Origin of the sequence: Actinosynnema sp. NPDC002837 (assembly GCF_040295345.1) — a bacterium.
Lineage (GTDB): Bacteria > Actinomycetota > Actinomycetes > Mycobacteriales > Pseudonocardiaceae > Actinosynnema.
Map to the genome: position 1 here is coordinate 224,328 of NZ_JBEOVG010000002.1, position 26,403 is coordinate 250,730.

The 26,403-nt window shown below is 72.9% G+C and carries 25 protein-coding genes; 12 read left to right on the plus strand and 13 right to left on the minus strand.

Translation table 11 applies throughout. The features are described 5' to 3' along the window. Both ABTZ99_RS02490 and ABTZ99_RS02495 read right to left on the minus strand, forming a co-directional pair. On the minus strand, positions 1–177 hold the full coding sequence (locus ABTZ99_RS02490; RefSeq protein WP_498783005.1) for an RGCVC family protein: 177 nt from the start codon (positions 175–177) through the stop codon (positions 1–3). 491 nt (positions 178–668) lie between these two features. Then, positions 669–869, minus strand: a complete 201-nt coding sequence (locus ABTZ99_RS02495; RefSeq protein ID WP_230566948.1) for a cold-shock protein — start codon at positions 867–869, stop codon at positions 669–671. 515 nt (positions 870–1,384) lie between these two features. Between ABTZ99_RS02495 and ABTZ99_RS02500 the strand changes: the two genes are divergently transcribed. Next, positions 1,385–1,537 (plus strand): hypothetical protein, encoded by a 153-nt coding sequence (locus ABTZ99_RS02500; protein WP_230566947.1) that lies wholly within the window; start codon positions 1,385–1,387, stop codon positions 1,535–1,537. Between the two features lie 78 nt (positions 1,538–1,615). On the opposite strand, the gene ABTZ99_RS02505 is transcribed toward ABTZ99_RS02500, so the two are convergent. Next, on the minus strand, positions 1,616–2,491 hold the full coding sequence (locus ABTZ99_RS02505) for a dioxygenase family protein (protein ID WP_499607555.1): 876 nt from the start codon (positions 2,489–2,491) through the stop codon (positions 1,616–1,618). 125 nt (positions 2,492–2,616) lie between these two features. Further along, positions 2,617–3,513 carry a helix-turn-helix transcriptional regulator gene (locus ABTZ99_RS02510; RefSeq protein WP_498783010.1) on the minus strand — a complete coding sequence of 299 codons (897 nt, stop codon included), beginning with the start codon at positions 3,511–3,513 and terminating at the stop codon, positions 2,617–2,619. Between the two features lie 265 nt (positions 3,514–3,778). Between ABTZ99_RS02510 and ABTZ99_RS02515 the strand changes: the two genes are divergently transcribed. Genes ABTZ99_RS02515 through ABTZ99_RS02530 form a run of 4 tightly spaced genes read left to right on the plus strand, consistent with a single transcriptional unit; the run spans position 3,779 to position 8,235 of the window. Further along, complete coding sequence (locus ABTZ99_RS02515; RefSeq protein ID WP_499607558.1) at positions 3,779–4,843, plus strand: ABC transporter substrate-binding protein; 1,065 nt, start codon at positions 3,779–3,781, stop codon at positions 4,841–4,843. Between the two features lies 1 nt (position 4,844). Then, positions 4,845–6,347: a sugar ABC transporter ATP-binding protein gene (locus ABTZ99_RS02520; RefSeq protein ID WP_499607561.1), complete on the plus strand. Its 1,503-nt coding sequence runs from the start codon at positions 4,845–4,847 to the stop codon at positions 6,345–6,347. Continuing rightward, positions 6,344–7,294, plus strand: a complete 951-nt coding sequence (locus ABTZ99_RS02525; protein ID WP_499607564.1) for an ABC transporter permease — start codon at positions 6,344–6,346, stop codon at positions 7,292–7,294. The genes ABTZ99_RS02520 and ABTZ99_RS02525 overlap by 4 nt, the downstream gene beginning before the upstream one ends. Positions 7,295–7,347: 53 nt before the next feature. Then, positions 7,348–8,235, plus strand: a complete 888-nt coding sequence (locus ABTZ99_RS02530; protein WP_498783054.1) for an ABC transporter permease — start codon at positions 7,348–7,350, stop codon at positions 8,233–8,235. Positions 8,236–8,256: 21 nt separating this feature from the next. Here the strand turns inward: ABTZ99_RS02530 and ABTZ99_RS02535 are convergent, their stop codons facing one another. After that, the gene (locus tag ABTZ99_RS02535; RefSeq protein ID WP_499607567.1) at positions 8,257–9,747 is read right to left on the minus strand and encodes an AAA family ATPase; all 1,491 of its coding nucleotides are present in this window, start codon (positions 9,745–9,747) and stop codon (positions 8,257–8,259) included. A 112-nt stretch (positions 9,748–9,859) separates the two neighbouring features. Here ABTZ99_RS02535 and ABTZ99_RS02540 point away from each other — a divergent pair, with 112 nt between their 5' ends. The 4 genes from ABTZ99_RS02540 to ABTZ99_RS02555 are packed head-to-tail and all read left to right on the plus strand — an operon-like array spanning position 9,860 to position 14,718. After that, positions 9,860–11,515, plus strand: coding sequence for a phosphorothioated DNA-binding restriction endonuclease family protein (locus tag ABTZ99_RS02540; RefSeq protein ID WP_499607570.1), 1,656 nt, complete (start codon positions 9,860–9,862; stop codon positions 11,513–11,515). A gap of 9 nt (positions 11,516–11,524) precedes the next feature. After that, entirely contained in the window at positions 11,525–13,327 is a 1,803-nt protein-coding gene (gene recQ, locus ABTZ99_RS02545; protein ID WP_499607573.1) for a DNA helicase RecQ, read from the plus strand. Then, complete coding sequence (locus ABTZ99_RS02550; protein WP_499607576.1) at positions 13,324–14,121, plus strand: pentapeptide repeat-containing protein; 798 nt, start codon at positions 13,324–13,326, stop codon at positions 14,119–14,121. The genes recQ and ABTZ99_RS02550 overlap by 4 nt, the downstream gene beginning before the upstream one ends. A 60-nt stretch (positions 14,122–14,181) precedes the next feature. Beyond that, the gene (locus ABTZ99_RS02555; RefSeq protein ID WP_499607579.1) at positions 14,182–14,718 is read left to right on the plus strand and encodes a hypothetical protein; all 537 of its coding nucleotides are present in this window, start codon (positions 14,182–14,184) and stop codon (positions 14,716–14,718) included. Here ABTZ99_RS02555 and ABTZ99_RS02560 read toward each other — a convergent pair. Together ABTZ99_RS02560 and ABTZ99_RS02565 are read right to left on the minus strand one after the other, a co-directional pair. Then, positions 14,687–16,702 (minus strand): NACHT domain-containing protein, encoded by a 2,016-nt coding sequence (locus tag ABTZ99_RS02560; RefSeq protein ID WP_499607582.1) that lies wholly within the window; start codon positions 16,700–16,702, stop codon positions 14,687–14,689. The two genes, ABTZ99_RS02555 and ABTZ99_RS02560, sit on opposite strands and share 32 nt — an antisense overlap. Before the next feature lie 127 nt (positions 16,703–16,829). Next, a complete protein-coding gene (locus ABTZ99_RS02565; protein ID WP_499607585.1) occupies positions 16,830–17,630 on the minus strand; it encodes an alpha/beta fold hydrolase in 801 nt (266 codons plus the stop codon). Between the two features lie 90 nt (positions 17,631–17,720). Between ABTZ99_RS02565 and ABTZ99_RS02570 the strand changes: the two genes are divergently transcribed. Both ABTZ99_RS02570 and ABTZ99_RS02575 read left to right on the plus strand, forming a co-directional pair. Continuing rightward, positions 17,721–18,104, plus strand: a complete 384-nt coding sequence (locus ABTZ99_RS02570) for a RidA family protein (RefSeq protein ID WP_499607588.1) — start codon at positions 17,721–17,723, stop codon at positions 18,102–18,104. Between the two features lie 72 nt (positions 18,105–18,176). Then, complete coding sequence (locus tag ABTZ99_RS02575; RefSeq protein WP_499607591.1) at positions 18,177–19,427, plus strand: MFS transporter; 1,251 nt, start codon at positions 18,177–18,179, stop codon at positions 19,425–19,427. On the opposite strand, the gene ABTZ99_RS02580 is transcribed toward ABTZ99_RS02575, so the two are convergent. Next, complete coding sequence (locus ABTZ99_RS02580; protein WP_499607594.1) at positions 19,428–19,847, minus strand: CoA-binding protein; 420 nt, start codon at positions 19,845–19,847, stop codon at positions 19,428–19,430. Between the two features lie 90 nt (positions 19,848–19,937). Between ABTZ99_RS02580 and ABTZ99_RS02585 the strand changes: the two genes are divergently transcribed. Beyond that, entirely contained in the window at positions 19,938–21,218 is a 1,281-nt protein-coding gene (locus ABTZ99_RS02585) for a phosphoinositide-specific phospholipase C-related protein (RefSeq protein WP_499607596.1), read from the plus strand. On the opposite strand, the gene ABTZ99_RS02590 is transcribed toward ABTZ99_RS02585, so the two are convergent. The 5 genes from ABTZ99_RS02590 to ABTZ99_RS02610 form a co-directional block, all read right to left on the minus strand. Further along, complete coding sequence (locus ABTZ99_RS02590; RefSeq protein ID WP_499607599.1) at positions 21,215–22,045, minus strand: S1 family peptidase; 831 nt, start codon at positions 22,043–22,045, stop codon at positions 21,215–21,217. The genes ABTZ99_RS02585 and ABTZ99_RS02590 overlap by 4 nt on opposite strands. A gap of 43 nt (positions 22,046–22,088) precedes the next feature. Continuing rightward, complete coding sequence (locus ABTZ99_RS02595) at positions 22,089–23,174, minus strand: CaiB/BaiF CoA transferase family protein (RefSeq protein ID WP_498783040.1); 1,086 nt, start codon at positions 23,172–23,174, stop codon at positions 22,089–22,091. A gap of 7 nt (positions 23,175–23,181) precedes the next feature. Next, positions 23,182–24,336 carry an NAD(P)/FAD-dependent oxidoreductase gene (locus tag ABTZ99_RS02600; protein ID WP_498783042.1) on the minus strand — a complete coding sequence of 385 codons (1,155 nt, stop codon included), beginning with the start codon at positions 24,334–24,336 and terminating at the stop codon, positions 23,182–23,184. After that, the gene (locus tag ABTZ99_RS02605) at positions 24,317–25,819 is read right to left on the minus strand and encodes an aldehyde dehydrogenase family protein (protein WP_499607603.1); all 1,503 of its coding nucleotides are present in this window, start codon (positions 25,817–25,819) and stop codon (positions 24,317–24,319) included. Before ABTZ99_RS02605 ends, ABTZ99_RS02600 begins: the two co-directional genes overlap by 20 nt. 64 nt (positions 25,820–25,883) lie before the next feature. Next, on the minus strand, positions 25,884–26,393 hold the full coding sequence (locus ABTZ99_RS02610; RefSeq protein WP_498783046.1) for a DinB family protein: 510 nt from the start codon (positions 26,391–26,393) through the stop codon (positions 25,884–25,886). Positions 26,394–26,403: the final 10 nt, after the last annotated feature.

Below are 26,403 nucleotides of genomic sequence, written 5' to 3' on the forward strand. Positions count from 1 at the left end.
TCAGGAGCCGCAGACGCAACCCCGGTGGTGGTTCTCGCTGACGGTCGCGGTGCAGAAGCGCATCGCGATCCGGTCGTGGGACTTCCACGGGTGCGGGCACACGGCGCACTGAAGGGTGTCGGCGGCGTCGGTCTCGGTGACGTCGGTCGACTCGGTGGTCGGCATGACGTGGTTCATCGGATCTGTCCTGTCCGCACCCGCGGAGCGCGTCGATCTCCGGGCGGTGCGAGATGGGTCGGGACACCGGCAACTCATGACTGATGCTCGAACGGTTCCCGCCTGCACCCAAAGGTACACGCTGAGCCGGCATCGGCCGTCGGCCGGACGGCCTGGTCCCAGTGGCCCGCCATGGCGCACCCGTGGGCGTGCGCGGCGACCGTGCCGATGAACGTCCGCTACGGCTCGGGCTCGAAGCGCTCCAACGCGTGCTCGGGCCCTGCGCGGGCGACGCCTCCGAGCTCCATTGTGGAGCGACGCATTTCCTTCGGTGCGCCGGAAAATCACACCGGACGGGCGATCCGCGGGTGGTCTCCGGTGCCCGGGTCCCGCGCGACCGGTGCGGAGAAGCCCGGCGCCCCTCGGCCCAGGACTGGACCGAGGGGCGCCGGGTTTCGAGTCTCCGCCGGCGTCACCGCTGGTAGGAGCAAGTCGAACGGGCTGCGAAGTGATCAGATGGCGCGGACGCCGACGGCCTGGGGACCCTTGGGGCCCTGGTTGACGTCGAACTCGACGCGCTGGTTCTCCTCGAGGCTGCGGTAGCCGTTGCCCTCGATCTCGGAGTAGTGGACGAACACGTCCGGGCCGCCCTCCTGCGCGAGGAAGCCGAAGCCCTTCTCCGAGTTGAACCACTTCACGGTTCCCTGAGTCATGATCTCTCCTTGGCAGTGCCGGCTGCGGCGCCCCGGTCGGGGCTCCGGGTCGGATTCCAGACGACGACTTCTCCAGCTTGTCCTGCAAGGCAAAGGAAGAACTTCGTCCGCAACATCATTCCCGCGAGACTTCGATGGAAACACGGACACAAGATTGACGACCACCCCGTACAACCACGGGAGGGCCGGGTTCGTTCCCCGGACCCTCCCCGGGTGGCCCAAGTCACCCGTTCGAGGGTGGGAGGGGTCACGGGCATCGCTAGTACATTGTGGACAGACGGGTGCGGGGTGCGATCCGCCGATCGGCCGTGTCGTCGGAGCCGACGTCGTGGTGGTGCGCCCGACACGCCCGCGCCAATGCTGTGGCGGTCACGGCACCGCGACGTGTACCGTAGGTCTCATCGGGGCGTTTCTCTATCTTCTCGAACCCCGAACACCCTCGCGCCGTGCGGGGATCTCCGGACCGGCATCGCCGACCGTGAGCACGCATCGGACGCGGAGAAAGTCGGAAACCCATGTCATCCACGTACCACGACCTGTTCAGCCACCCGGACACGGACCGGCCCGAGGACACCAGCGGCCCGCGCCGCGACGAGCAGCGCGCCTACACCGACCTGTTCCGCGAGCCGGCCGATGTGCCGCCGCAGGGCACCGGCAACACCGCCTGACCAGGGCACTCCACCCGCGCGGGAACCCCCGGTGTCATCCGCACACCGAGGGCTCCCTTCGCGGGCGTCAGGCCGCACTCACTCCGCGCGCCACAGCGCGGGCACGTTCGGCGGTTCCCAGCCCGGCTGGGCGAGGTGCCCCTGCAAGCACACGTACCCCACGCCGTTGTAGGTGACGGTCGCGCCGATCGCGTAGTTCGTGCCCACCGCCCACGTGCCGCCGCCCGGTGACGACGGGGTCGTGGTCGTGGTCGTCGGCCGCGTGGTGGTGCTCTGCGGCACGTTCAGCACGAAGTCGAACTTCGCCTCACGGCCGCCGCCGACGGTGCGCACCTCCATCAGCAGCCGCGGGTCGAAGATGCTGTCGGTGTTGTTGCGCGGCTCGCCCGGGAAGTACAGCTGGGTGGTGAGCACGGGCCGGCCGGGCGCCTGCAGCTTCACGTGGATGTGCCTGGTGCGGCCGGGGTAGAGGCCGGGCACGATCGTGCTCAGCGTGAACGTGCCGTCCGGGTTGGTGAACTGGTGGCCGCGGAACCGGTAGCCGGTGTTGTCGTACACGCCGTTGACGTCGGCCTGCCAGAAGTCCATCAGCACGTTGCCCAGCGGCAGGCACGCCAGGCCGAACACGTAGCCGGTGACGGTGAGCCTCGTGCCGGGCGTCCCCGCGTCGACCAGCGACGTGCGGCGCGGCGAGTTCGGCTTGAAGTACGGTCCCTCGGTCTGCGGCGGCGTCGGGTCGTCGCCGTCGTCGCACTCCGGCGTCAGCGCGACCTGCTCGCCGTTCGCGCCGACCGTGCGGGCCAGCGCGGGCACGCCCATCATCGCCACCGGCAGCGCGACCCCCGCGGCCACCGCGGCGCGCAGCACCGTCTTGCGGCTGAGGTGGCGTGCGTCCGACTCGTCGGCCGAGGGCTGCCCGGTCGTGCCGCGGTCGCCGTCCGTGGATGCGTCCATACCTGCTCCTCGTGGGGGCGTTCGGTTCGGGATCGACCACGAACCTACGGACGCCGCTCACCCGCGGACGATGGACTGGCGCCGCCGTTCGTGGTGATCCTCGCGGTCTCCGTTGCCGTTCGCGCTCACTGTGAACGGCCTGCCGCGCGGCGGAACGCCCCGGGGCTCGCGCCCGTCTCGCGGCGGAAGAAGCGGCAGAAGTAGGCGGGATCGTCGAAGCCGACCCGGTTCGCCACCTGCCGCACGCTCAGCTCCGTCTTGGCCAGCAGCCGTTGCGCCTCCTGCGTCCGCGCCTGGCGGACCAGCTGCGACGGCGTCCGCCCGGTCGCGGCCTTCACCGCCTCGGTCAGGTAGCCGGGGGTCACGCCGATCCGCTCCGCGTACGCGCGCACGGACCACAGCCGGTGGTCCGTGCGGCCGGACAGCCGGACGAACTCCTCCGCCACCGCGCCGGGTCGGGCGGGCGGCGGCGCGGCAGGTGTCGCGGTCAGCCGGGCCGCGCGCACGACGAGCACGTGCAGCAACGCCCGCAGCACCGTGTCCGCGCCCGCTTCGCCGTGCCGGTACTCCTCGTGCAGCTCGCCGATGAGCCGGCCGATCCGGGCGTGCGCGGGCTCGTCCAGCGTCAGCCAGGGCCGTTCGCTGAGCCGGCGCAGCAGGTCGCGGTCGGCGGGGTGGTCGAGCAGGAAGTCGTCGGTGAACAGCAGCACCGAGCCCTGCAGGTCGTGCGCGTCGTCCCAGTGGTGCACCTGGCCGGGCGCGATCACGCACAGGTGCGGCGGGCGCAGCTCCCAGCGGGCCAGGTCGACGACGTGCGTGCCGGTGCCGCCGGTGACGTGCACGATCTCGTGGAACGTGTGCCGGTGCGGGAACGGCGCGCGCGACATCGGCCCGATGGTGTCGAACGTGCCGACCGCGAACGGGAGCGCGCTGGGCGCCGGCACCTCCAGCCGGTGCAGCGGCAACTCGCCCTCGCGCGGCTCCCGGCACGGCGTTCCCGGTAACACGGTGGTGCCGCGCATAGTCCCGATCCCCTCTCCGGTGAAGGTCCAGACCAATTCTCGCTCTCGACCACCATGGCACGACCGGGCGCGCGGGGGAACGGCGGCGAGGTCGTCCGGTCGTCCTGGGTAAGCGCTTGCCTGCGGTGCGTCGGCCGTTCGCCGTCCGATCGCGCTCCGCAGCGCTGGCGGGGCGAACCTTTACAACGTTGTATCAACGATGTAAAACGGAGCCGCCCTTGAAGAGTGACGCCGCTCACTCACACCCGGATCGAGGAGCGCACGAATGCCCCTGCCTGCCCGCGTCGGCGTCGCGGTGGTCGCGACCGCCGCCCTGCTGACCTCCTGCACCAGCCGTGAAGCCGAACCGTCCACCCGCGGCACGGGCGGTCCCGCCGCCTCGGCCGCCGCCTCCCAGGCGAGCGGCCCCGGCTGCGCCCGCGAGCGGATCGGCTACCCGAAGATCGACGTCAAGGACGCCGTGATCGGGTTCTCCCAGTCCGAGAAGGAGACCAACCCGTTCCGCATCGCGGAGACGAAGTCGATCGAGGAGGAGGCCGCGAGGCTCGGCGTCCCGGCCGACAAGCTCCTCGTCACCAACGCCCAGAGCGACCTGAACAAGCAGATCAGCGACATCAAGTCGCTGCTGGACCGGGGCGCGCAGCTGCTGGTCGTCGCGCCGCTGAACTCCGACGGGCTCCAGCCCGCGCTGGACGCGGCGAAGGCCAAGAAGGTCCCGGTGGTCACGATCGACCGCAAGGTGACCGCCGAGCCGTGCGCCGACTACCTGACGTTCATCGGCTCGGACTTCGTCGAGCAGGGCAAGCGCGCCGCCCGGGCGATGGTCGCGGCGACCGGTGGCGTCGGCAAGGTGGCCATCCTGCTCGGCGCGTCGGGCAACAACGTCACCACCGACCGCACGAAGGGCTTCAAGGACGAGATCGCCAAGACGCCGGGCATCACCGTGGTGGCCGAGCAGACCGGCGAGTTCGACCGCTCCAAGGGCCAGGCCGTGATGGAGCAGCTGATCCTCGGCAACCCCGACATCACCGCCGTCTACGCGGAGAACGACGAGATGGGCATCGGCGCGGTCACCGCGTTGAAGGCCGCGGGGCGCACGCCGGGCCAGGACGTGAAGATCGTCTCGATCGACGGCACGCTCACCGCCGTCCAGCTCGTCGCCGACGGCGGGTACGACGCCGTGATCGAGTCGAACCCCCGGTTCGGCCCGTTGGCGTTCCAGACCTTGCAGGACTTCGCCGACGGCGAGGAGATCCCGCCGGCCGTGATCATCGCCGACGACTCCTACGACCGGTCCAACGCCGCCCAGAAGCTCGCGAACGCGTACTGACATGGTGTTGGAGGTCGTCGACGCCACCAAGGAGTTCGTCGGCGTCAAGGCATTGGACCGGGTGTCGTTCTCGGTGCGGCCGGGTGAGGTGCACGCCCTGGTCGGCGAGAACGGCGCGGGCAAGTCGACGTTGATCAAAGTGCTGACCGGCGTGCACCGGCCCGACTCCGGGCAGGTGCGCCACCGCGGCGAGCCGGTCGAGTTCCACCGGCCGCTCGACGCGCAGCGGGCCGGCATCTCCACCATCTACCAGGAGGTGAACCTCGTCCCGCTGATGAGCGTGGCGGCGAACTTGTTCCTCGGCCGGGAACCGCGCACCCGCTTCGGCCTCGTCGACCGGGCCCGGGTGCACGCCGAGGCGGCCGAGGTGCTCGCCGGGTACGGGATCCACGACGACGTGCGCCGCCCGCTCGGGACGCTCGCGGTGGGCGCCCAGCAGATGGTCGCGCTGGCCCGCGCGGTCGCGGCGGACGCGCACGTGGTCATCATGGACGAGCCGACGTCGTCGTTGGAGCCGCGCGAGGTCGAGACGCTGTTCTCGGTCATCGAGCGGCTGCACGGGCGCGGCATCGCGATCGTGTACGTCAGCCACCGCATGGACGAGCTGTACCGGATCTGCGACCGCGTCACCGTGCTGCGGGACGGCCGGCACGTGCACACCGGGCCGTTGGCGGACCTGCCGCGCATCGAGCTGGTGTCGATGATGCTCGGCCGCAGCGTCGGCGACATCCGCGCGCACGGCGCGACGGCGTTCAGCGAGGAGCACCGGGCGGGCGCGGAACCGTTGCTGCGCGCGGAGGACCTCACCAGCGGACGGCGGTTGTCGGGCGTCTCGGTGTCGATCCGGCCCGGTGAGGTCGTCGGCCTCGCCGGGCTGCTCGGATCCGGTCGTACGGAGACGGCGCGCGCGATCATCGGCGCGCTGCCGCTGGACTCCGGCACGGTCCTGCTCGGCGGCAAGGCGTTGCCGGGCAACGTCGGCGCGGCCGTGCGCGCGGGGGTGAGCCTGCTGGCGGAGGACCGCAAGACCGAGGGGATCGTGCCGAACCTGTCCGTGCGGGAGAACATCGTGCTCGCCGCGCTGCCCCGGCTGTCCCGCTTCGGCGTGGTCAGCCGGACCAGGCAGGACCGGGTGGTGGAGACGTTCATCCGGCGGCTGCGGATCAAGGTGTCCGGGCCGGAGCAGAAGGTCGCCGAGCTGTCCGGCGGCAACCAGCAGAAGGTGCTGCTGGCGCGGTGGCTGTGCACGCAGCCGAAGGTGCTGCTGCTGGACGAGCCGACCCGCGGCATCGACGTCGGCGCGAAGGCCGAGGTGCAGGCGTTGATCGACGAGCTGGCCCGCGACGGGCTGGCGGTGCTGCTGATCTCGTCGGAGCTGGAGGAGCTGCTGGACGGCGCGGACCGGCTGGTCGTGCTCAAGGACGGCGCGGTGGTGTCGGAGCTGGTCGGCGACCGGCTGACGCGCGACCACGTGCTGTCCGCGATCGCCTCGGGGGACTCATGACGGCTCTGGTCCGGGACCGCGCGCGCACGGCGCGGTGGTTGCAGGAGTACGGCGTGTACGTCGCCGTGGTGGCGTTGCTGTTGTTCAACATCGCGTTCACGTCGAACTTCCTGACCGCGGGCAACCTCCGCACGCAGCTCGTGCAGGCGGCGCCGGTGTGCATCGTGGCGTTGGGCATGGCGCTGGTGATCGGCACCGAGGGGGTGGACCTGTCGGTCGGCGCGGTGATGGCGCTGTCGGCCGCGGTCATCCCGCTGTACCTGGGGTACGGGCCGTTGCCGGCGATCGCCATCGCGCTGGTGGCGGGGCTGATCGCGGGCATGTTCAACGGGGTGCTGGTCGCCTACCTGGGCATCCAGCCGATCGTGGCCACGCTGGCGCTGCTGGTCGGCGGTCGCGGGTTGGCGCTGGTGATCGCGGAGGGGCAGTTGGTGCAGCTGCGCGACCCGACGTTCCTCGCGCTGGGGACGGGCGACGTGTTCGGCGTGCCGGTCGCGGTGGTGGCGGCGGCGGTGTTCGCGGTGGCCGTGGCGCTGATCGTGGGGCGCACGACGTTCGGCAGGCAGTTGGTCGCGGTCGGCGGCAACCGGGCGGCGTCGGTGCTGGCGGGCGTGCCGGTGCGACGGGTGCTGGTCGGCGTGTACGCGATCTGCGGCGTGCTGGCGGCGGTGGCGGGCGTGCTGTCCACGGCGCGGCTGGGCGCGAGCGACCCGGCCGACATCGGGCTGCTGATGGAGCTGTCCGCGATCACCGCCGTGGTGGTGGGCGGCACGCCGTTGACCGGTGGCCGGGTGCGGGTGCTCGGCACCGTGGTGGGAGCGCTGCTGATGCAGCTGGTGCGGGCGACGTTGATCAAGCACGACCTGCCCGACTCGACCGCGCAGATGGCGCAGGCCGCGATCATCGTCGGCGCGGTGTACCTGGCGCGTGAGCGGAGCAGCCGGTGACCGGGCTGCGCGGCGGGGTCGGCCGGCACGGCGCCGCGGTCGCTCTGGTGCTGATGGTCGTGGTGGCGTGGCTGTCGTTCCCCCGGTTCGGCAGCCTGGACAACGTGCGCGACCTGGCGTTGCAGGGGTCGTTCCTGGCGATCGTGGCGCTCGGCATGACGTTCGTGATCATCACGGGTGGGATCGACCTGTCGGTGGGGTCGGTGTACGCGCTGGGCGGCGTGCTGGCCGCGTACGGCTCGCAGTGGGGCTTCCTCGTGGCCCTGCTGCTGCCGCTGGCGGTGTGCGGGTTGATCGGGTTGCTCAACGGCCTGCTCGTGGCGCGGACCGGCATGGCGCCGTTCATCGTCACGCTGGCGACGTTGTTGCTGGCGCGCGGGCTGCTGCTGGCGATCACGTCCGAGGGGTCGACGACGTACCGGATCGCGTCCGGGTCGGCGTTCCTGGAGCTGGGGCGGGGGACCGTGTTCGGGTTCGGGTACCCGGTGTTCCTGGCGGCGGCGCTGTGCCTGGCCGGTGGTCTCGTGCTGCGGCGGACGGGGTTCGGGCAGTCGGTGTTCGCCACCGGCGGCGCGGAGCAGTCCGCGGTGCTGATGGGGCTGCCGGTGGCGCGGACCAAGGTGGTCGTCTACACCGTGAGCGGGGTGCTGTCCGGCTTCGCGGGCGCGGTGACGGCGGCGTACCTGGAGTCCGGCGTGACCGTGATCGGGGTCGGGCTGGAGCTGGACGCCATCGCCGCGGTCGTCATCGGCGGCACCCTGCTGACCGGCGGGCTGGGCACGGTGCTGGGCACGGTCGTCGGCGTCGCGCTGCGGGCCGTGATCCAGAACGTGATCAACCAGATCGGCACGCTGGACAGCAACTACCAGTCGGTGGTCAGCGGCGCGTTCCTGCTCGTGGTGGTGGTGCTGCAACGCACCCTGGCCGGGCGGGGCGGTTGAGCGCTCGTGGCGCCCGACCGCTTAGTACCTCTTGGTGGCCCTCACCGTGATCCCCTGCGGCGCCAGGCCCGGTTGCGCCGGGCCCGGCCCGCCGGGTCCCGGTCCGGTCGCCGTGCTCGCCGAGCCGCCGAGCAGGATGCCGGTGAGCGACGCGCGTTCGGCGGCCATGGCCCGCGCCACGTCGGCGAGCTCGTCGCCCACCACCGGCACGCCGCCCGCGCCGTCCGCCCGCACCGCGCCCAGGACGGCCCGCCGCAGCAGCTCCTTGATGAACGACGCCGTGACGCCCTCGGTCGCCTCGACCACCGGGCCCAGGTCGGCCCGCAGGTCGACGCCGCGCCCGTACAGCTCGACCAGCCTGCGGCGGCCGTCGGCGTCGGGTCGGGGCACCTCGATGGCCAGGTCGACGCGCCCCGGCCGGTCGGCGAGCGCGCGTTCCAGCTCGTCGGCCCGGTTCGTGGTGAGCACGAACGTGACGTCCGCGTCCGCGCCGACCCCGTCCATCGCGTCGAGCAGCGTGAACAGCAGCGGGTTCGTGGGGCCGGCCGCGTAACCGCGGTCCATGGCCACCAGGTCGACGTCCTCCACCACGACCATCGACGGCTGCAACCGCCGCGCCAGCGCCGCCGCCTGCCCGATCAGCCGCATCGCCTGGCCGGTCAGCAGGATCACCGTGCAGTCGGACAGCCGGCTCATCAGGTAGCGGACGGTGTGCGTCTTGCCGGTGCCGGGCGGTCCGTGCAGCAGCAGTCCGCGCTTGAGGTGCTGGCCCGCCGCGAGCAGCCGTTCGGAGTGCTCGGCGATGCCGACCACGTGCTCCTCGATCGTGTCCAGCACGCCGTCCGGCAGCACGACGTCGTCGGCGTCCAGGGCGGGTCGGGGGAGGAACGTCAGCAGCTCGTTGCCGCGGTGCTCGCTCACGCCGAACGCCAGCACTTGCCGCCGGAACACGTCGTGCTCCCGCATCAACCGCTCGATCTCACCACCGACCGCCCGCGCCGCCGCCCGATCGGCCGCGAGGACCTCCAACCGGCAGGCCGGCGGCCCGAAGTCGTTGGACCCCCGGATGCCCACCAGCACGGGCGTGCCGTCGGGAGCCGTGGTCGGCACCAGGCCGAGCTGGACGACCTCCACGCTGTCCTCCGGCCCCACCGCCGCGGTCGCGTAGTCGGCCGACCCGAGCCCGAAGCCGACCGAGTGCCGTGCGGCCAGGAGCATCCCCATGAAGTCCTCGTGGCCGCGGTGGTGCCCACCGACCCCGAACCACTCGGCCTCCGGCGTGTGCTCCGCGAGGTAGGCGTCGACACCCCGCTGGAGGTTGACGTGCTCCCACGCCTCGAACTTCGTGGCGACCGACAGCACCTGCGCCAACTCGCACCCGAGGTGATCCCGGAGCCGCGCGAGCAACGGCGCCGCCTCACCGTCCTGCTCGACGAGGTTCGCGGTCAACTGCATCAGGCGCCGCAAACTGCCGGCGAGCGCTTTCGCCTCGTCCCCGGAGAGTTCCCCCATGGCCGCCACCCCCTGCACGCCATCATCACGCATCCGGGGCCGCCGTGTCCCCACATGACCTGATGTCCACGTCTCCCGGATTTCACCCCATCGTGTCTGGCACGGTAGAGCGGTGCGAGTTGCGGACGATGCCGGCCACGTGTTGAACGCCGAGTTCTCGGTGAAGCCGGACGGTGAGCACCTGGCGGTGCTGTTGGAGAGCGCCGGCGGGCAGACCGCCGACGGCGGGGTGCGCAACGCCGACTACCGGCCCGGGTTGACCGCGCTGCTGAGCAGGCTGGCGGCGGTCGACGCCGTGCTGCTGGACGCGCTGGTCGACTCGCGCCAGGTCCGCGACCTGGCCGAGGACGAGCGCAGGCTCCTCCCGGAGCCGGTGTGGCTGGGTCGGGGCGTCGACATCTCCGAGCTGCGCCGGCGGCTCACCAGCGGCCAGGGGCGCATCGGGCAGCGGCCGGGCGCGCCGAAGGCGGGCAACAACAGCAAGCGCCTTCGGTTGCGGGTCGACGTGCCGGGGTACCGGCCGGCGGAGGCGGACGCCGAGCGGCTGGCGAGCGACCTCGCGCGGCCACTCACTCGGCTCCCCGAGCGGTTCCGCGTGCCCGACCTGCTGGCCGCGTTGGAGAGCCTGGTCGCGCACCGGCAGGGCGGCCGGGTCACGCTGCACAAGCCCTTGGCGCTGACGTGGGCCCTCGGGCAGCTCGCGGCCGGGCACGGCCGGTTGTTCGAGTGGGCCGAGTTCCGGACGCCGGTCGCCGCGCTGTTGCGCGAGTTCGGGCGGCCCGGCGCGAGCGCGACGCCCCAGTACCCGTTCTGGCGGCTCCGCTCCGCCGACGCCCTGTGGGAGACGCACGGGTTGACCGGCGAGCCGACGGCCGCGGACGGGTCGGCCCTGGCAGGGTTCACGGAGCAGGCCGCCGAGTTGCTGTCCGATCCCGTCGTGCGCGCGCAGGCGGCCGAGGTGTTGCGCGTCACCTACCTCACCGAGGTCGACCACCGGGCTTTGTGGCGGTGGGTCGGCCTGTCGGTCGCCGAGCCGCCGCGGGCGCTCGACGTGCTGCGAGACCTCATCGGCGCCGAGTTGCCGACGGCGTCCGGGCGGACCGTCACGGTGGTGGGAGTCGATGCGTCGGCCGCCCGGGTGGCGACCGCCGACGGACCGGTCGAGATCGCGGTGGACGAGGTCCAGGCGGCGCTCGACCGGCTCACGGAGGACGGGACCGCGTCCGTCGGGCAGAGCGAGGTCCTGGCCGCCGTGGTGGCGACGGTCGCCGGTGCGGCCGTCCAGGCCGGTCAGGCCGTGCTGGGCGCCGGCCGGGACGGGCGCGACAAGCACTTCGCCGAGCTGGACGGCCGGGTGGTCGCGAAGTACCGCAAGGAGCAGGGCGAACTGCGGAAGGTGCTGGTCGGGGACGCGGCCGAGGCGCCGTGCGCGCTGTGCGGGCGGGTGTTCCCGGTCGAGTTGCTGATCGCGGCGCACATCAAGCGGCGGGCGGTGTGCGACGACGACGAGCGCAACGACCTGCGCAATATCGCGATGCTCGCGTGCTCGTTCGGCTGTGACCGGCTCTTCGAGCTGGGGCACGTCTCGGTGGGCGAGGACGGCGTCGTGCTCGTCGCCTCCGACGGCGGCCTGCTCGATCCGCACCTCGAACACCTGCGCGGCCGCGTCACGGAAGCCTTCCACCGGCGGTCGGCGCGGTACTTCCGGTGGCACCGCCGCAACGTGTTCAAGGGTCGGACCGGAGAGGGTGTCGGAGGGGTCGGTTAGGATCGCGCGATGGCTTCGCAAGAGGTGCTGCGAAGGATTTTCGGGTACGAGTCCTTCCGCGGGGAGCAGCAGGACATCGTCGACCACGTCGTCGCCGGCGGGGACGCGTTGGTGCTCATGCCCACCGGCGGCGGGAAGTCGTTGTGCTACCAGATCCCCTCCCTGGTGCGCGAGGGCACCGGGGTGGTCGTGTCGCCGCTGATCGCGTTGATGCAGGACCAGGTGGACGCGTTGCGCGACCTCGGCGTGCGCGCCGGGTTCCTCAACTCGACCCAGTTCCCCGACGAGCGCTCGATGGTCGAGGCCGAGTTCCTGGCCGGCGAGCTGGACCTGCTCTACCTCGCCCCCGAACGCCTGCGCACCGAGCAGACCACCCGCCTGCTGGAGCGCGGCCGGATCGCGCTGTTCGCCATCGACGAGGCGCACTGCGTCTCCCAGTGGGGCCACGACTTCCGGCCCGAGTACCTCGCGCTCTCCCACCTGCACGAGCGGTGGCCGGAGGTGCCCCGCATCGCGCTCACGGCGACCGCCACGCCGGCCACCCACGCCGAGATCGCCGAACGCCTCAACCTCGGTGACGCGAAGCACTTCGTCGCCAGCTTCGACCGCCCGAACATCCAGTACCGCATCGTGCCCAAGAACGAGCCGAAGAAGCAGCTGCTGGAACTGCTGCGCACCGAGCACCAGGGCGACGCGGGCATCGTCTACTGCCTCTCGCGCAACTCGGTGGAGAAGACCGCCGAGTTCCTCAGCCAGAACGGCATCCCGGCCCTGCCCTACCACGCGGGCCTCGACTCGGGCACCCGCGCGCGCAACCAGTCGCGCTTCCTGCGCGAGGACGGCCTCGTGATGGTCGCCACCATCGCGTTCGGCATGGGCATCGACAAGCCGGACGTCCGGTTCGTCGCCCACCTGGACCTGCCGAAGTCCGTGGAGGGCTACTACCAGGAGACGGGCCGCGCGGGCCGCGACGGGCTGCCGTCCACCGCGTGGCTGGCCTACGGCCTGCAGGACGTCGTCCAGCAGCGCAAGATGATCGACGACTCCGAGGGCGACCAGCAGCACCGCCGCAAGCTCATGGCCCACCTCGACGCGATGCTCGCGCTGTGCGAGACCGTCGAGTGCCGCCGCGTCCGGCTGCTGGACTACTTCGGCCAGTCGGCCACGGCGTGCGGCAACTGCGACACCTGCCTCGCGCCGCCGGAGACGTGGGACGGCACGGTGGCCGCGCAGAAGGTGCTGTCCACCGTGGTGCGGCTGCGCAACGAACGGCGGCAGAAGTTCGGCGCGGGCCAGACGATCGACATCCTGCTCGGCCGCAAGACCGCGAAGGTCATCCAGCACGACCACGACCAGCTGAAGGTCTTCGGCATCGGCACCGAGCTGAACGAGAGCGGCTGGCGCGGCGTGATCCGCCAACTCCTCGCGCAGGGCCTGATCGCGGTCGAGGGCGAGTACTCCACGCTCGTCGTCACGCCGGCCAGTGACGAGGTGCTCTACCAGGGCCGCAAGGTGGCGATGCGGCGTGAGCCGGAGCGCGCGGCCAAGGTCAAGACCGCCAAGGCGGCCAAGAACGCGCCGGTGGACCTGCCCGCCGAGGCCGCGCCGGTGTTCGAGAAGCTGCGCGCGTGGCGGACCACGCAGGCGAGGGAGCAGGGCGTCCCGCCCTACATCATCTTCAACGACGCCACGCTGCGGCAGATCGCCGCGACCACCCCGTCCACCTTGGACGAGCTGAGCGCGATCAGCGGCGTCGGCGAGAACAAGCTGGCCAAGTACGGTCAGCAGATCCTGGACACGTTGAGCGCATGAACGACCTCCGCGCCGACTGCACGCGCTGCTTCGCCCTGTGCTGCGTGGTGCCCGCCTTCGGCAAGTCGGTCGACTTCGCGATCGACAAGCCCGCCCGCACGCCGTGCCCGAACCTGCTCGAGGACTTCCGCTGCGGCACCCACACCACGTTGCGGGACAAGGGTTTCACCGGCTGCACGGTGTACGACTGCTTCGGCGCGGGCCAGCAGGTGGCGCAGGTGACGTTCGGCGGCACGAGCTGGCGTGACGACCCGGCGTCGGCGTCCACCATGTTCGACGTGTTCCCGGTCATGCGCCAGCTGCACGAACTGCTCTGGTACCTGACCGAGGCGCTGGACCTGGAGCCGGCCCGCGAGCTGCACCCCGCCGCGCGCGAGCTGAAGGAGACGATCGAGGCCCTCACCGCCGGCACGCCCGAAGAGCTGGTGGAGCTGGACGTCGGACCGCACTGGGAGCGCGCCAACGCCCTGCTGCTGCGCGCCAGCGAGCTGACCCGCGGCAAGGGCAAGAACCGCCGGGGCGCGGACCTGATCGGCAAGGACCTCAAGGGCGCCAACCTCCGGGGGTCCAACCTGCGCGGCGCTTACCTCATCGGCGCCAAGCTGACCAACGCGGACCTGCGGCTGGTCGACTTCATCGGCGCGGACCTACGAGGCGCCGACCTGTCCGGCGCGAACCTGACCGGGAGCTTCTTCCTCACCCAGGCCCAGGTGGACGCCGCCAGGGGCGACGACGCGACGAAGCTGCCGAAGTCCGTGACCCGCCCGGCGCACTGGGTACGTCGAGGGGCGTAGTCGCGGGAGCCGCTGCCGGACCGACGCGGTGACGGGCGCCGGCGCGCCACGCTGTGCGCCATGGAAGCCGCGAAAGCCACCGAAGCCACCACAGCGGGGAAACCCGCCCGGGCCGGGAAACCCACCAGGTCCGCGAAGCCCGTCAGGGCCGGCAACGGCCTGAAACCCAAGGCCGGCAAGACCTGGCTGCTGCTGCACGTCGTCACGTCCGTGGGCTGGCTCGGCGTCACGATCGGGATGCTCGTGCTCGCGCTGGCGGCGTTCGACGCGCCGCAGCTCTACCAGGCGATGGAACTGCTCGGCGACCTCGTCGTGCTGCCGCTGGCACTGGGCGCGCTGGTCACCGGCGTGGTGCTGTCGCTCGGCACGAAGTGGGGCCTGGTGAGGCACCGGTGGGTGCTGGTGAAGTTCGTGCTGACCGTCGTCGCCGTCATCGCCACGACGTTCTCGCTGCGCTCGGGCCTGCACGAAGCGGCGGACGGTGTCGTCGCGGCGGGTGGCGACGTGCTGGCGGCGGCGTGCGTGTCGTTGGCGCTCTACACGTTCAACACCGTGCTGTCGGTGTTCAAGCCGTGGGGCCGGACCCGGTGGGGCTGAGCTCGGCGCGCCTGCGCTCGACGCTCGCCGTCAGCTCGACCGGGTCGCACTCGGCGAGGTGCTCGCGGACCAGGTCGTGCGGGAACCGGTGCTCGTCCACCAGCAGCACCCGGTCCCGCGCGGACTGCAGGACCGCCTTGCGCCGCAACGGGAACTCGTCCAGCGCGAGCGGCCGGGCCAGCAGCTCCGCCAGGAGGTGGAACGGCCGGTTCGCGATCGGCGTGACGGCCAGGCCGACCAGCAGCCCGGTCACCGCGCCCAACGCCGACAGGCGGACGTCGGCGCCCACCAGCGCCGCGAGACCCACCCCGACCGCGCCCGCCGCGGGCAGCCAGCGCAGGCCGCCGGCCGGGCGGACCCGCACCCCGGACCACACCTCGCGCAGGCCACCGACGAACGCGCCCACCAGCGCGCCCGTGCCGAGCCCGATGCCCAACCCGGCCGACACCTCCGCCGACGGTCCGGTCACCACCATCACGCCGGCGGGCACGAGCGCGCACGCCACCGCCCAGTACCGGTCACGGGTGTTGCCGTACGCGACGAGCAGCGCGACCACGACGACCAGCCCGTACCCGACCGCCGCGGGCCACCGCGCGACCTGCGTGCCGACCAGGCCGCCGAGGAACGCCACCCCGCCGGCCACCACCGCCCCGGCGACGAAACCCGTTGCCGCCCAGACGTTCCCCCGGCTCGGGTCACCGCGCGTCACCCGGAAAGCGCTGTGCGGCACCAGCACCGTGGCCACGGCGGCGACCGCGGCCGCCACCAGGCCGAGCCGCACGCCCACCACGAAGCACAACGCCGCCGCCGCGCCCGCCAACGCGCCCGGCGCGGCCCGCCGGAACAGCCGCCACACCGCCTCCGGGCCGACGAAGTCCAGCCACACGTGCCGCGGTGGCAGCCGCGACCGCGCCAGCAGGTCGTGCTTGCGCCGCGCGATGCGGGCCAGGAACCGCAACGCGCGCACCGTCCGCTCGGGACGCGCCGCGCCCCGTGCCGCCGACTCGACCACGTAGGTGTCCAGCACGCCCCGGTACTCCGCCCGCCCGGCCCGGTAGGCCAGCGCCAGCAGGCCGAACGCGAGCGGCGTGCGCAGCTCGTCCCACAGGTCCGGGTTCTTCTCCAGCTCGTCGTGCAGGCCGTCCAAGCGCGGACCGCACGCGGCGATCAGCTCCTGGACCACGGTGCGGGACAGCGGTTCCACCTGGACGACGTCGCACCGGGGCAGGTGCTGGTACTCGTCGTTCGCGGTGCACAGCACGACCTGCGGCACGTTCAGCGCGGTGATCCAGGCCAGGCACTCGACCCGGTCGGCGGGCGCCAGCTCGTCCAACCCGTCGAACAGCAGCAGGAGGTTGCGCTCCCGCAGCCACGCCCGGCCGACCCGCGGCGCGATCCGGTACCGGTCGGCCAGCACGCGCAGCAGCCACGCGCCGAAATCGTCGTCGCGCCGCCACCCGCCGAGGTCCACCACCACCGGTATCGGCCGGACCGGGTCGAGCGCGGCCCGCGCCAGCAGCGCCTCGGCCAGTTCCAGCAGCAACGTCGTCTTGCCCGCGCCCGCCTCGCCGGCCACGACGACCGGGTGGCGCACGCGCGTCGACAGGCGCGGCCCGACCCTGGGCGCGACACCCAGCTTGAGCCGCAGCTGCTCGGCCAGCGACCCGTCCACCCGCGCCCGCACGAACCGCTCGACCCGGTCCAGCGCCATCCGGCGGTTCGCGGGGTGCGCGGGTCGTCTTCGCACGAGCAGCGCGCTCAACCGGTCCCACGCCGCGAGGCACGCGGTGAGCGCGGACAGCACGACCAGCGCCGGCCACAGCCACCGCGCGTGCGGGCCGAGCACCGGCAGCGCCGACCCGCCCGTCGCGGCGTTGATCGCGACGGGGACGAGCACGAGGCACGTCACCCCGCCGACCGCGGCCAGGGCGACCAGGCGGGTGGTGCGGCCCAGCCTGGTCCAGCGGGCGCGTCGCGCATCCATCGGGCCTCCCACCAGGTCGCGATCGACGGTAACGGCGTTCGCGACGCGGGGGTAGGCGAGTTCCCGTGGTCGGCCGGTCACCGTCGGTGGTCATCTACTCCACCAACGGCCGCCGGACGGCGGCGGTTCAGCCCTGGAGGAAGTCCACCAGGAGCCGGTTGACCGCGGCGGGCTGTTCGAGGAACCCGAAGTGGCCCGCGTCGGCCACCTCCTCGTACCGCGCGCCCGGGATGGCCGCCGCCACCTCGCGGGCCAGGTAGGCGGGCAGGACCCGGTCGTCGGCGAAGCCCACCACCAGGCACGGCACGGTGATGGCGCGGTAGGCGTCGAGCCGGTCGTCGAAGTCGTTCATCTCCATCTGCGCGCGCACGCCCTTGCTCACCGCCGACCCGGTGAACTCGAAGACGTCCAGCCAGTCGCGCGCGCCGACCGGGTCGCGCAGCGTCGCGGGGGAGAGGTTCAGCACCGCGTTCACCGCCGCGAAGTACCGTGAGGGCAGCGTGATCCCCTGGTCGTGCAGCGCGCGCTCGCCGTGCGACAACGCCGACTGCACGGGGTCGTTGCGGCCCGCGGTCGCCAGCATCACGGCCTTGCCCACCAGGTCCGGCCGGGCCAGCGCGAGTTCCTGCGTCACCCGCGCGCCCATGGACGTGCCGACCACGTGCGCCCGACCGCCGAGCGACTCGATCAACGCCGCCACGTCGCCGACGAGGTCGTCGATGACCATCCCGGACGCGCACTCGTCCGTCGGCGGGATGCCCCGGTTGTCGAGGGTCGCCACCCGGAACCCGGCGTTGCGCAGCGCGGGCGCCTGGTGCGCGTGCCACACCCGGCCCGGACTGCCGGTGCCCATCACCATCACGACGAGGTCGCCCTCGCCCTCCACCTGGTAGCTGAGGTTGATCCCGTTGAGCGCGACGACCGGCATGGCCCGCAGGTTACTGACCGGCTCCGCACGGCGGCCATCACGGCGCGGAAACCGCTTCGAGGTCGGTCGGAAACGACATAGGTTGATCCCATGAGGCGAGCGATCCTGTCCGGTTCCACGTTCGAAGAGCAGATCGGCTACGCGCGCGCGGTGGTCGACGGCGACTGGGTGCACGTCTCCGGCACCACCGGCTTCGACTACACCACCATGACCATCTCCGACGACGTGGTGGCGCAGGCGGAGCAGTGCCTGGTCAACATCGCCTCGGCGCTGGCCGAGGCGGAGAGCGGCTTCGCCGACGTCGTGCGGGTGACGTACTACCTGCCCGACGCGAAGGACTTCGAGCCGTGCTGGCCGGTGCTGCGCGCGGCGTTCGGCGAGGTGCGCCCGGCCGCGACGATGCTGGAGTGCGGCCTGGCCGACCCGAGGATGCGCATCGAGATCGAGGTCACCGCGCACCGCCGGGCCCGCTAGCGGCGGGGTGTGCGCCGGCTCACGTCGCGGCGGATTGAAAGTGACACCGGTGGCAGGTTCGACCATGCGGGTATGCGATTCACCGCCACCGGAGCCGACACCGCTCACTCCGCCAACCCTGCTCGTGACGACACCGCCCGCGACGACACCGCGCCACCGAACGGGACCGGGAAGCTGCCGCTGCGGCCCCTGCTCGCGCTGGCCACGGCCGCGTTCATCACGGTCCTGACCGAGGCCCTGCCCGCCGGCGTCCTGCGCGGCATGAGCGCCGGCCTCGGCGTGAGCGAGTCCGCGACCGGCCAGCTGGTCACGGTCTACGCGATCGGCACGGTGGCGGCGGCGATCCCGCTGTCCGCCGCCACCTCGACCTGGCCGCGCAAGCGCTTGCTGCTGGCCGGGGTGGCGGGGTTCGCGGTCGGCAACACCGTCACCGCCGTGTCCTCGGCCTTCCCGCTCACGCTGGCCGCCCGGTTCGTCGCGGGTGTGGCCGCGGGCGTGGTGTGGGCGCTGCTGGCCGGGTACGCCCGCCGCGTCGCGCCCGACCACCTGCGCGGCAAGGCCACCGCGCTGGTCATGGCGGGCATCCCGGTCGCGCTGTCGCTCGGCGTCCCCGCGGGCACGTTCCTCGGCGGCGCGCTCGGCTGGCGCGCCGCGTTCTGGGCCATGACGGCGCTGGCCGTGGCGCTGATCGCCTGGGTGGTGGCGGTGGTGCCGGACCGGCCCGGTCAGCCGCGCGGCGGCCGGATCCCGGTCGCGCGGACACTCGCCCGGCCCGGTGTGGCGCCGGTCCTGGTCGTGACGCTGGTGTTCGTGCTCGCGCACACGATCCTCTACACCTACCTCGCCGCGTACCTGGCGCGGCTCGGCCTGGCCGACCGGATCGACGCGGTGCTGCTGGTGTTCGGCGTCGCGTCGGTGGCGGGCATCTGGGTGGTCGGCGCGCACATCGACCGCCGGCTGCGCGCCCTGATGATCGCCGCCGCCGTGCTGTTCGCCGTCGCGGTCACCGTGCTGGCCGCCGACCTGGCCCTCGCGCCCCTCGTCTACGTCGCGGTGGCGTTGTGGGGCCTGGGGTTCGGAGGTGTGCCGACCCTGCTCACGACGGCCGCCGGCGACGCGGGCGGCGAGGCCGCGGACTCCGCGCAGGCCCTGCTGGTCACGTTGTGGAACGCGGCCATGGCGGGCGGCGGCGTCGCGGGCGGCCTGCTGCTCGACCGGTTCGGCGCGGGCTCGCTGCCGTGGAGCGCGCTGGTGCTCCTCGTGCCCGCCCTGGCCGTCATCGTCGCCGCCCGCGCGCACGGGTTCCCGGCGGTCCGGCGGTGATCAGCGCGGCCCGTGCGCGGGCCACTCGATGGCGGGGCAGCGGTCCATGACCACGTCCAGCCCCGCCGCCGTGGCCCGCTCGTAGGCCGCCTCGTCGATCACGTCGAGCTGGAACCACACCGCCTTCGCCCCGATCGCCACCGCCTCGTCGGCGAACGCGCCCGCCGCCTCGGACCGGCGGAACACGTCGACCACGTCGACCGGGAACGGGATGTCGGCCAGCGTCGCGTAGCCCTGCTCGCCGTGCACGGTCGGCGCGTCCGGGTGCACGGGCACGATCCGCTTGCCGCGCTGCTGGAGGAACTTCGCCACGCCGTACGCGGCGCGGTGCCGGTGGTCGGCCAGGCCCACCACGGCCCACGTCTCCCCGCCGTCGAGGACGCGGCGGATCTTGTCGGGGTCACCCCACGGTTCGGTCATGGCACCAGCCTAGGACGGGCTGACGTGAAGAGCTTTCGCGTTTACCCTGTGAGCTGTCCGCCGCCGCGGAGCCTTCGAGAGGACTTCTTGATGCGCGCCACCCGATCAGCCCTGGTCGCCACGCTCGTCGCCGCCCTCGCGACGCCGCTCACCGCCCAGGCCGCACCCGCCGACGGCGTCTACTACGTGCAAAGCGCCACCACCGGTCTGAACGCCGGCGCGTCCGGCACGTCCGTGCTGCAACGGCGGCCGAAGGGCGACGAGGACCACCAGCAGTGGACCCTGGCCGGCCGCACGCTGCGCGAGGGCGCGCTGTGCCTGGGCCGCCAGGGCGACCAGGCCGTGATGTCGTCCTGCGACAGCGCCGACGCGCAGTGGGACGTGCTGCCCGACGGCGACCGCCACCGGCTCAAGGTGCCCGGCGCCGACCGCTACCTGATCGCCGTCGGCACGGACCAGGTGCGGATCGGCGCCGGCGCCGACCTCTGGTACCTCACCCCGGTGTCGCCCCGGCGGGCGCCGGTCCCGCCGGAGGGCGAGCGGCGCTTGGACCAGGTCACCTTCCTCACCGCGCACAACGCCTACGCCAACGGCGTGGACGGCGGTTTCGCCCCGCCGTTCGTCAACCTCGCGCCCAACCAGGCCCGCGGCATCGACCAGCAGCTCAGGGACGGCGTGCGCGGGTTCCAGCTCGACGTGCACCAGACCCCGGACGGCGCGATCCTGTGCCACAACAGCTGCACTTGGGTCAGCCGGCCGGTGGCGCTGTGGGTGGACGTGCGGCGGATCGTGGACTTCCTCGAGCGCAACCCGGACGAGTTCGTCACCATCTTCCTGGAGGACTACGTCTCCGCCGAGGTGCTGCGCGCCGAGCTCGCCCGCGTCGACGGCCTCGCGGACGTCCTGTTCCGCCCGGACCAGGCGGGCGTGCGGGCGAACGGCTGGCCGACCCTGGCCGCGCTGCGCGCCGCCGGCAAGCGGTTGATGATCTTCACCGACCACGGCCGCTCGGGCGACTCGCCGCAGCGCGACACGTTCGGCGTGATGTACCAGTCGGAGTGGACGGTGGAGAACCACTGGTCGATGGGCCCAGGCCTGGGAGCGTCCGACTGGTCCTGCTACAGCCGCTGGAGCACGCCCCTCACCCGCACCGAGCCCGGCTTCCGGCCGCTGTTCGTGATGAACCACTTCCGGGACGTCCCGCTCACCGCCACCGCGACCACCGACAACGGCAAGCTCGCCGACCGGGCCCGCCGGTTCTGCGAGCCGCCCGCCCGCAAGACGCCGACCTACCTGGCCGTGGACCACTACCACCTGGGCAACCCGATGGCCGCGGTCGCGGCCCTGTCCGGGGAGCGGTTCGAGCCCTAGGCCGCCGGTCGCGGCAGCCCGCAGCCGGGGGCGGCCAGGTCCACCACGCCGCCCCCGGTCAGGCACGGCACGATCTGGTAGGTCTGCTGCGCGTACCCGATGCCCTGGCGGACGGTCACCTCACCGGCCTGGTCGACCTCGCACGGGTTGTTGTCGGTGCACCGCTCGCCGTCCTCGTTGCCGGTGTTGTTGACCGCCACCACCTTGCCGGTGGCCACCTCGACCACGGGCGAGCCGGACGTGCCACCCCTCGTGCGGCACTCCTCGGTGTAGCGCATCGAGTCCAGCCAGGTCCACCGGCCCTCGCGCAGCTGGTGCACGTAACCGTCCGCCCGGCACGAGTAGACCTGCCGCCAGTAGCCCGACACCACACCGATGTCGATGCCCGCGCCGGGGTGCTCCGCCGACAGCTCCAGGGCCCGGCCGCCCATCGCCTCGACCTCGCCGTAGGTGGACGTGAGCCGGTACAGCGCGACGTCGGTGCGGTGCATGGTGGCGTAGACCAGCGTGGACGCGCGCAGCGTGGCGAGCGAGCCCTCGCCGGAGCGGTCGAGCAGCGTGAACTTCCGGTCCGCCGGCACGTCGACCACGACCTCCTCGGGCTCCAGGAACCTCACGCAGTGCCCGTTCGTCATCACCAGCGCCGAGTCCGACGGCCGGTGGTCGGGCGGCCGGACCACCGCGCCCGAGCAGCCGTTCAACGACACCGCGCCGGTGAAGTCGAGCTCGGCGCGCGCCGGGGCCGGTGGCGCGGCGGGCGCGGCGAGGGCCGATGAGGCGGACACGGACAGCACGAGCGCGGCGAGCACCGCTACCAGGTGGCGCATGGGCGCTGATCCAATCAGCCGCCGCCGCACGGCGCACGCCCGTTCACCCGCTCGCGTCATCGCCGAGCCCCGGCGGCGGCAGCCGGTAGGTCGGCGGCGTCGCGGACATCCGGATCGGGTTCGACACCAGCTCCAGCCCGTCGACGTCGGTGGTGGGCCGCAAGCCGAGCGACTCGGCCAGCTCGAACGCGCCGGCCAGGTCGTTCACCGGCCCGCACGGCACGCCGAGCGGCGTCAGCACCGCGAACCAGTGCGCCGCCGGCCGCGTCCGCAACCGACCGGCCAGCAGCTCGGCCAACGCGTCCACGTGCGCGACCCGCAGCTCGTTCGTGGCGAACCGCGCGTCCGCCGGCAACCCCAGCGCCTCGCACAGCCGGGTGAACTGCCGGTCGTTGCCCACGGCCAGCGCCACCGGCCGGTCGGCCGTCGGGAACACCTCGTAGGGCGCGATCGACGGGTGCCGGTTGCCCAGCAGCCCGGGCACGACGCCCGCCAGCGCGTAACCCGCGCTCTGGTTGACCATGCTCGACAGCAGCACGGACAGCAGGTCGACCTCCACCAACTGGCCCTCGCCGGTGGCGTCGCGGTGCCGCAGCGCGGCGAGGATCCCGACCGCCGCGTGCACCCCGGTCAGCACGTCCACCAGCGCGACGCCGACCTTGGTCGGCTCGTCCGCGCCGGTCACGCTCATCAGCCCGCCGACCGCCTGCACCAGCAGGTCGTACCCCGGCAGGTCCGCGCCGCGGCCCGCGCCGAACCCCGTAACCGAGCAGTAGACGAGGCGGGGGTGCTCGCGCGAGAGCGCCTCGTGGTCGAGGCCGAACTTCCGCATCGTGCCCGGCCGGAAGTTCTCCACCAGCACGTCCGCGCCCAGCGCCAGCTCCCGTGCCGCGGCCCGGCCCTCCGCGGTGGCCAGGTCGAGCACCCGTGACCGCTTGTTCCGGTTCACCGAGAGGAAGTACGTGGCCTCGCCGCGGGCGTGCGGCGGGCCCCACGCCCGCGTCTCGTCACCACGCGGGTGCTCCACCTTGACCACCTCGGCGCCCAGGTCGCCCAGCACCATCGTCGCGTACGGCGCGGCCAGCACCCGCCCGAAGTCCGCGATGACCACTCCGTCCAACGCGCCCACGTCACCCTCACACGATGTTCAGCTCGGGCCGGAGCCCCGCGGCGAACCGCGTGACGTCCAGCGCGGACACGTCCACCACCGGCGCGCGACCCAGCACCAGGTCGCGCAGCACCTCGCCGACCGCGGGCCCTTGCAGGAACCCGTGCCCGGAGAAGCCCGTGGCGTAGAGGAAGCGGCTCACCTCGCGCGACTCGCCGATCAGCGCGTTGTGGTCCGGCGTCACCTCGTACAGCCCGGCCCACCCGCCGGTCACGCCCACGTCCAGCAACGAGGGCGCGCGCCTGCCGATCGCCTCCGCGAGCCGGGGCAGCCACTCGTCGGACCGGTCGAGGTGGAAACCGGGCTCCTGCGCGGGATCCGACATGCCCATCAGCAGTCCGCGGCCCTCTCGGTGGAAGTAGAACGTGCTGGCGAAGTCGATCGTGAACGGCACCACGGCGGGCAGGCCGGGCACCGGCCCGGTGATCACGAGCTGCCGGCGCAGCGGCGTCACCGGCAGGTCGACCCCCGCGAACCCGCCGACCCGCGCCGACCACGCGCCCGCCGCGCAGATCACCGTGCCGGTCGCGATCACGCCCCGATCGGTCGCCACGGCGCGGATCTCGCCGCCGGACGTCGCGATCCCCGTCACGGTCGTGCCCGTCAGCAGTCGCGCGCCCAGCCGCCGGGCGGCCGTCGCGTAACCCAGGACCACCGACTCGGGCGTGCAGTGGCCGTCGTCGGGGGAGTAGGCGGCGGCGAGCAGCCCGTCGGTCGAGATCAACGGCGACAACCGCCGCGCCTCCGCGACGTCCAGCACCCGGCTCGGCACGCCCAGCGCGTTCTGCGCCACCACGTTCCGCTCGAAGGCCGCGACGTGCGCCGGCTCGGAGAGCAGGAACAGGTAGCCGACGCGGCGCAGGTCGATCTCCTGGCCCGGCCTGGTCGGGAACCGCGCGAACGCCTCCAGGCTCCGCGCGCCCAACCGGATGTTCACCTCGTCGGAGAACTGGGCCCGCACCCCGCCCGCCGCCTTGGCCGTCGAACCGGAGCCGAGCGCGTCCCGCTCCACCAGCACCACGTCCCGCACACCGGCCTCGGCCAGGTGGAACGCCGCGCTCACGCCCATCACGCCGCCGCCGACGATGACGACGGACGCCCGGTCAGGCCAGCCGGAAGTCAAGGTCCGCCTCGACCCGCCGCGTGTCCAGCTGCGCCTTCTGCAACGACCCCGAGCGGTCCCAGTTCATCGACTGCCACCGGGTGAACTGGTCGAGCACCCACCCGCCGGACTGCCGGGAACCGTTGCCCGACTTGCCGTTCCCGCCGAACGGCAGGTGCGCCTCCGCGCCGGAGGTCGAGTTGTTCACGCTCACCATGCCCGCGCCGATGCCCTCGCGGAACGCGAACGCCTTCGCCGGGTCCGTGGTGTAGATCGCGGACGACAGGCCGTAGCCGGGCAGGTTGCCGAGCTCGATCGCCTCCTCCAGCGCGCGGTAGGCGGTGACGCCGACGACCGGCCCGAACGTCTCGTGCCGGAACAGGTCGTCGTCCGGCCGCACGCCGTCCACGACGACCGGGTGGTAGAACAGGCCGCGCTCCGGGTCGCCGCGGAAACCGTTGCGGGGGTTGGCGTCCGTAATCCGGCCCGACCCCGTCGAGCCGTGCGTGACGTGGTGGTCGCCGATCCAGCCGAGGTACTCCTCGAACCGCGCCGCGAACTTCCCGTCCAGCATCGGCCCGTACAGCACGTCCTCGTCGAACGGGTCGCCGACCACCGCCGTCCCGACCGCCTCCGCGAACCGCCGCACGAACTCGCCGTGCACGTCCTCGTGCACGATCACCGTGCCCAACGACGTGCACCGCTGCCCGCCGGTGCCGAAGCCGGAGAACAGCGCGCCGCGCACCGCCAGGTCCAGGTCGGCGTCCTCGGTGACCACCATCGGGTTCTTGCCGCCCAGCTCCAGGCACGGCGACTGGAGGTGCCGCCCGCACAGCTCGCCGAGCCGCGAGCCCACCGCCGACGACCCGGTGAACGCGACCTTGTCCACCAGCCCCTGCCCGAGCCCCTGCCCGAGCCCGCGGAAGGTCTCCTCGCCGTCGGCGAAGACGATCTCGAACACGCCTTCCGGCACGCCGGCGCGCATCACGACGTCGTAGAACGCCCGAGCGGACGCGGCCGAGTACTCGGCGGGCTTCCACACCACCGAGTTGCCGCACAGCAGCGACGGCACGATGCTCCACGAGGGCACCGCCACCGGGAAGTTGCCCGCCGTGACGACCACCGTGCCACCGACCGGCTCGCGGAACGTGAACAGCTGCTTGTCCGGCATCTCCGAGGGCACGGTCTGCCCGTAGAGCCGGCGTCCTTCACCCGAGAAGAACGTGCACGTGTCCACGACCTCCCGCACCTCGCCGCGGGCTTCGGGCAGCGGCTTGCCGATCTCCCGGGTGACGATCCGGGCGAGCGCCTCGGCGTTGGCCTCGACCAACCGCCCGATGTTCGCCACCACCTGCCCCCGCACCGGCGCGGGCACCCTGGCCCACTCCCGCTGCGCCGACCGGGCCCGGCGCGCGGCGGCCGCGAACTCCTCCGCCCCGACCAGGTCGACGCGCGTGACGACGTCGGACAGGTCGGCGGGATTGGTGGACACGTAGGTCGTCATGGGCCCAGCGTCGTCCGGACCGCGCCACGTGCCAAGGGTCGATCGGCCGGAACACCCCGGAGGGCTACTCGCCCTTCTGCCCGTCCGCCAGCTCGCGCAGGAAGTCCAGGTGGCCGACGTGCCGGCCGGTCTCCTGCACCAGGTGGGCGAGGACCCAGCGCACGGTGCGGCCGTTGCCGTCGTGGTCGCCCTTGGTGCGGTCGTCCGGGCCGAGGCCCGTCAGCGCGGCGGCCGACCGCTCCCACTCGGCGCGGTACTCGGCGATCACCGACTCCACCGTGTCGCCCTCGTGCAGGAGCCACGACGCGTCCGCGTCCTCGCCCCACAACGACGGCAGCTCGACCCCGCCGGTCTCGATCGACAGCCACCACCGCTCCACCGCGGTCAAGTGCCGCAGCACGCCGAGCGCGCTCACCACCGGTGACGTCGGGATCGGCGTCGCCGCGGCGTCCTCCCAGCTCAGGCCCTCCACCTTCGACACGGCGGTCAGTCGCAGGAAGGTCAGGAACTCGGTCAGCAGCCGCAGCTCGTCGTGCGCGTCCGCCGCGGGCCACACGCGTTCGTTCGAACTCATGTTCGACACC

What these genes read in the sequence shown, in the direction of transcription:
- ABTZ99_RS02505 (WP_499607555.1), bottom strand. Translation starts at nt 2,491, where the DNA reads ATGGACGCATCCACGGACGGCGACCGCGGCACGACCGGGCAGCCCTCG.
- recQ (WP_499607573.1), top strand. Translation starts at nt 11,525, where the DNA reads ATGGCTTCGCAAGAGGTGCTGCGAAGGATTTTCGGGTACGAGTCCTTC.
- ABTZ99_RS02500 (WP_230566947.1), top strand. Translation starts at nt 1,385, where the DNA reads ATGTCATCCACGTACCACGACCTGTTCAGCCACCCGGACACGGACCGG.
- ABTZ99_RS02565 (WP_499607585.1), bottom strand. Translation starts at nt 17,630, where the DNA reads ATGCCGGTCGTCGCGCTCAACGGGATCAACCTCAGCTACCAGGTGGAG.
- ABTZ99_RS02490 (WP_498783005.1), bottom strand. Translation starts at nt 177, where the DNA reads ATGAACCACGTCATGCCGACCACCGAGTCGACCGACGTCACCGAGACC.
- ABTZ99_RS02610 (WP_498783046.1), bottom strand. Translation starts at nt 26,393, where the DNA reads ATGAGTTCGAACGAACGCGTGTGGCCCGCGGCGGACGCGCACGACGAG.
- ABTZ99_RS02555 (WP_499607579.1), top strand. Translation starts at nt 14,182, where the DNA reads ATGGAAGCCGCGAAAGCCACCGAAGCCACCACAGCGGGGAAACCCGCC.
- ABTZ99_RS02495 (WP_230566948.1), bottom strand. Translation starts at nt 869, where the DNA reads ATGACTCAGGGAACCGTGAAGTGGTTCAACTCGGAGAAGGGCTTCGGC.
- ABTZ99_RS02605 (WP_499607603.1), bottom strand. Translation starts at nt 25,819, where the DNA reads ATGACGACCTACGTGTCCACCAATCCCGCCGACCTGTCCGACGTCGTC.
- ABTZ99_RS02570 (WP_499607588.1), top strand. Translation starts at nt 17,721, where the DNA reads ATGAGGCGAGCGATCCTGTCCGGTTCCACGTTCGAAGAGCAGATCGGC.
- ABTZ99_RS02580 (WP_499607594.1), bottom strand. Translation starts at nt 19,847, where the DNA reads ATGACCGAACCGTGGGGTGACCCCGACAAGATCCGCCGCGTCCTCGAC.
- ABTZ99_RS02560 (WP_499607582.1), bottom strand. Translation starts at nt 16,702, where the DNA reads ATGGATGCGCGACGCGCCCGCTGGACCAGGCTGGGCCGCACCACCCGC.
- ABTZ99_RS02575 (WP_499607591.1), top strand. Translation starts at nt 18,177, where the DNA reads ATGCGATTCACCGCCACCGGAGCCGACACCGCTCACTCCGCCAACCCT.
- ABTZ99_RS02530 (WP_498783054.1), top strand. Translation starts at nt 7,348, where the DNA reads ATGGTCGTGGTGGCGTGGCTGTCGTTCCCCCGGTTCGGCAGCCTGGAC.
- ABTZ99_RS02525 (WP_499607564.1), top strand. Translation starts at nt 6,344, where the DNA reads ATGACGGCTCTGGTCCGGGACCGCGCGCGCACGGCGCGGTGGTTGCAG.
- ABTZ99_RS02585 (WP_499607596.1), top strand. Translation starts at nt 19,938, where the DNA reads ATGCGCGCCACCCGATCAGCCCTGGTCGCCACGCTCGTCGCCGCCCTC.
- ABTZ99_RS02510 (WP_498783010.1), bottom strand. Translation starts at nt 3,513, where the DNA reads ATGCGCGGCACCACCGTGTTACCGGGAACGCCGTGCCGGGAGCCGCGC.
- ABTZ99_RS02550 (WP_499607576.1), top strand. Translation starts at nt 13,324, where the DNA reads ATGAACGACCTCCGCGCCGACTGCACGCGCTGCTTCGCCCTGTGCTGC.
- ABTZ99_RS02590 (WP_499607599.1), bottom strand. Translation starts at nt 22,045, where the DNA reads ATGCGCCACCTGGTAGCGGTGCTCGCCGCGCTCGTGCTGTCCGTGTCC.
- ABTZ99_RS02520 (WP_499607561.1), top strand. Translation starts at nt 4,845, where the DNA reads ATGGTGTTGGAGGTCGTCGACGCCACCAAGGAGTTCGTCGGCGTCAAG.
- ABTZ99_RS02515 (WP_499607558.1), top strand. Translation starts at nt 3,779, where the DNA reads ATGCCCCTGCCTGCCCGCGTCGGCGTCGCGGTGGTCGCGACCGCCGCC.
- ABTZ99_RS02535 (WP_499607567.1), bottom strand. Translation starts at nt 9,747, where the DNA reads ATGGGGGAACTCTCCGGGGACGAGGCGAAAGCGCTCGCCGGCAGTTTG.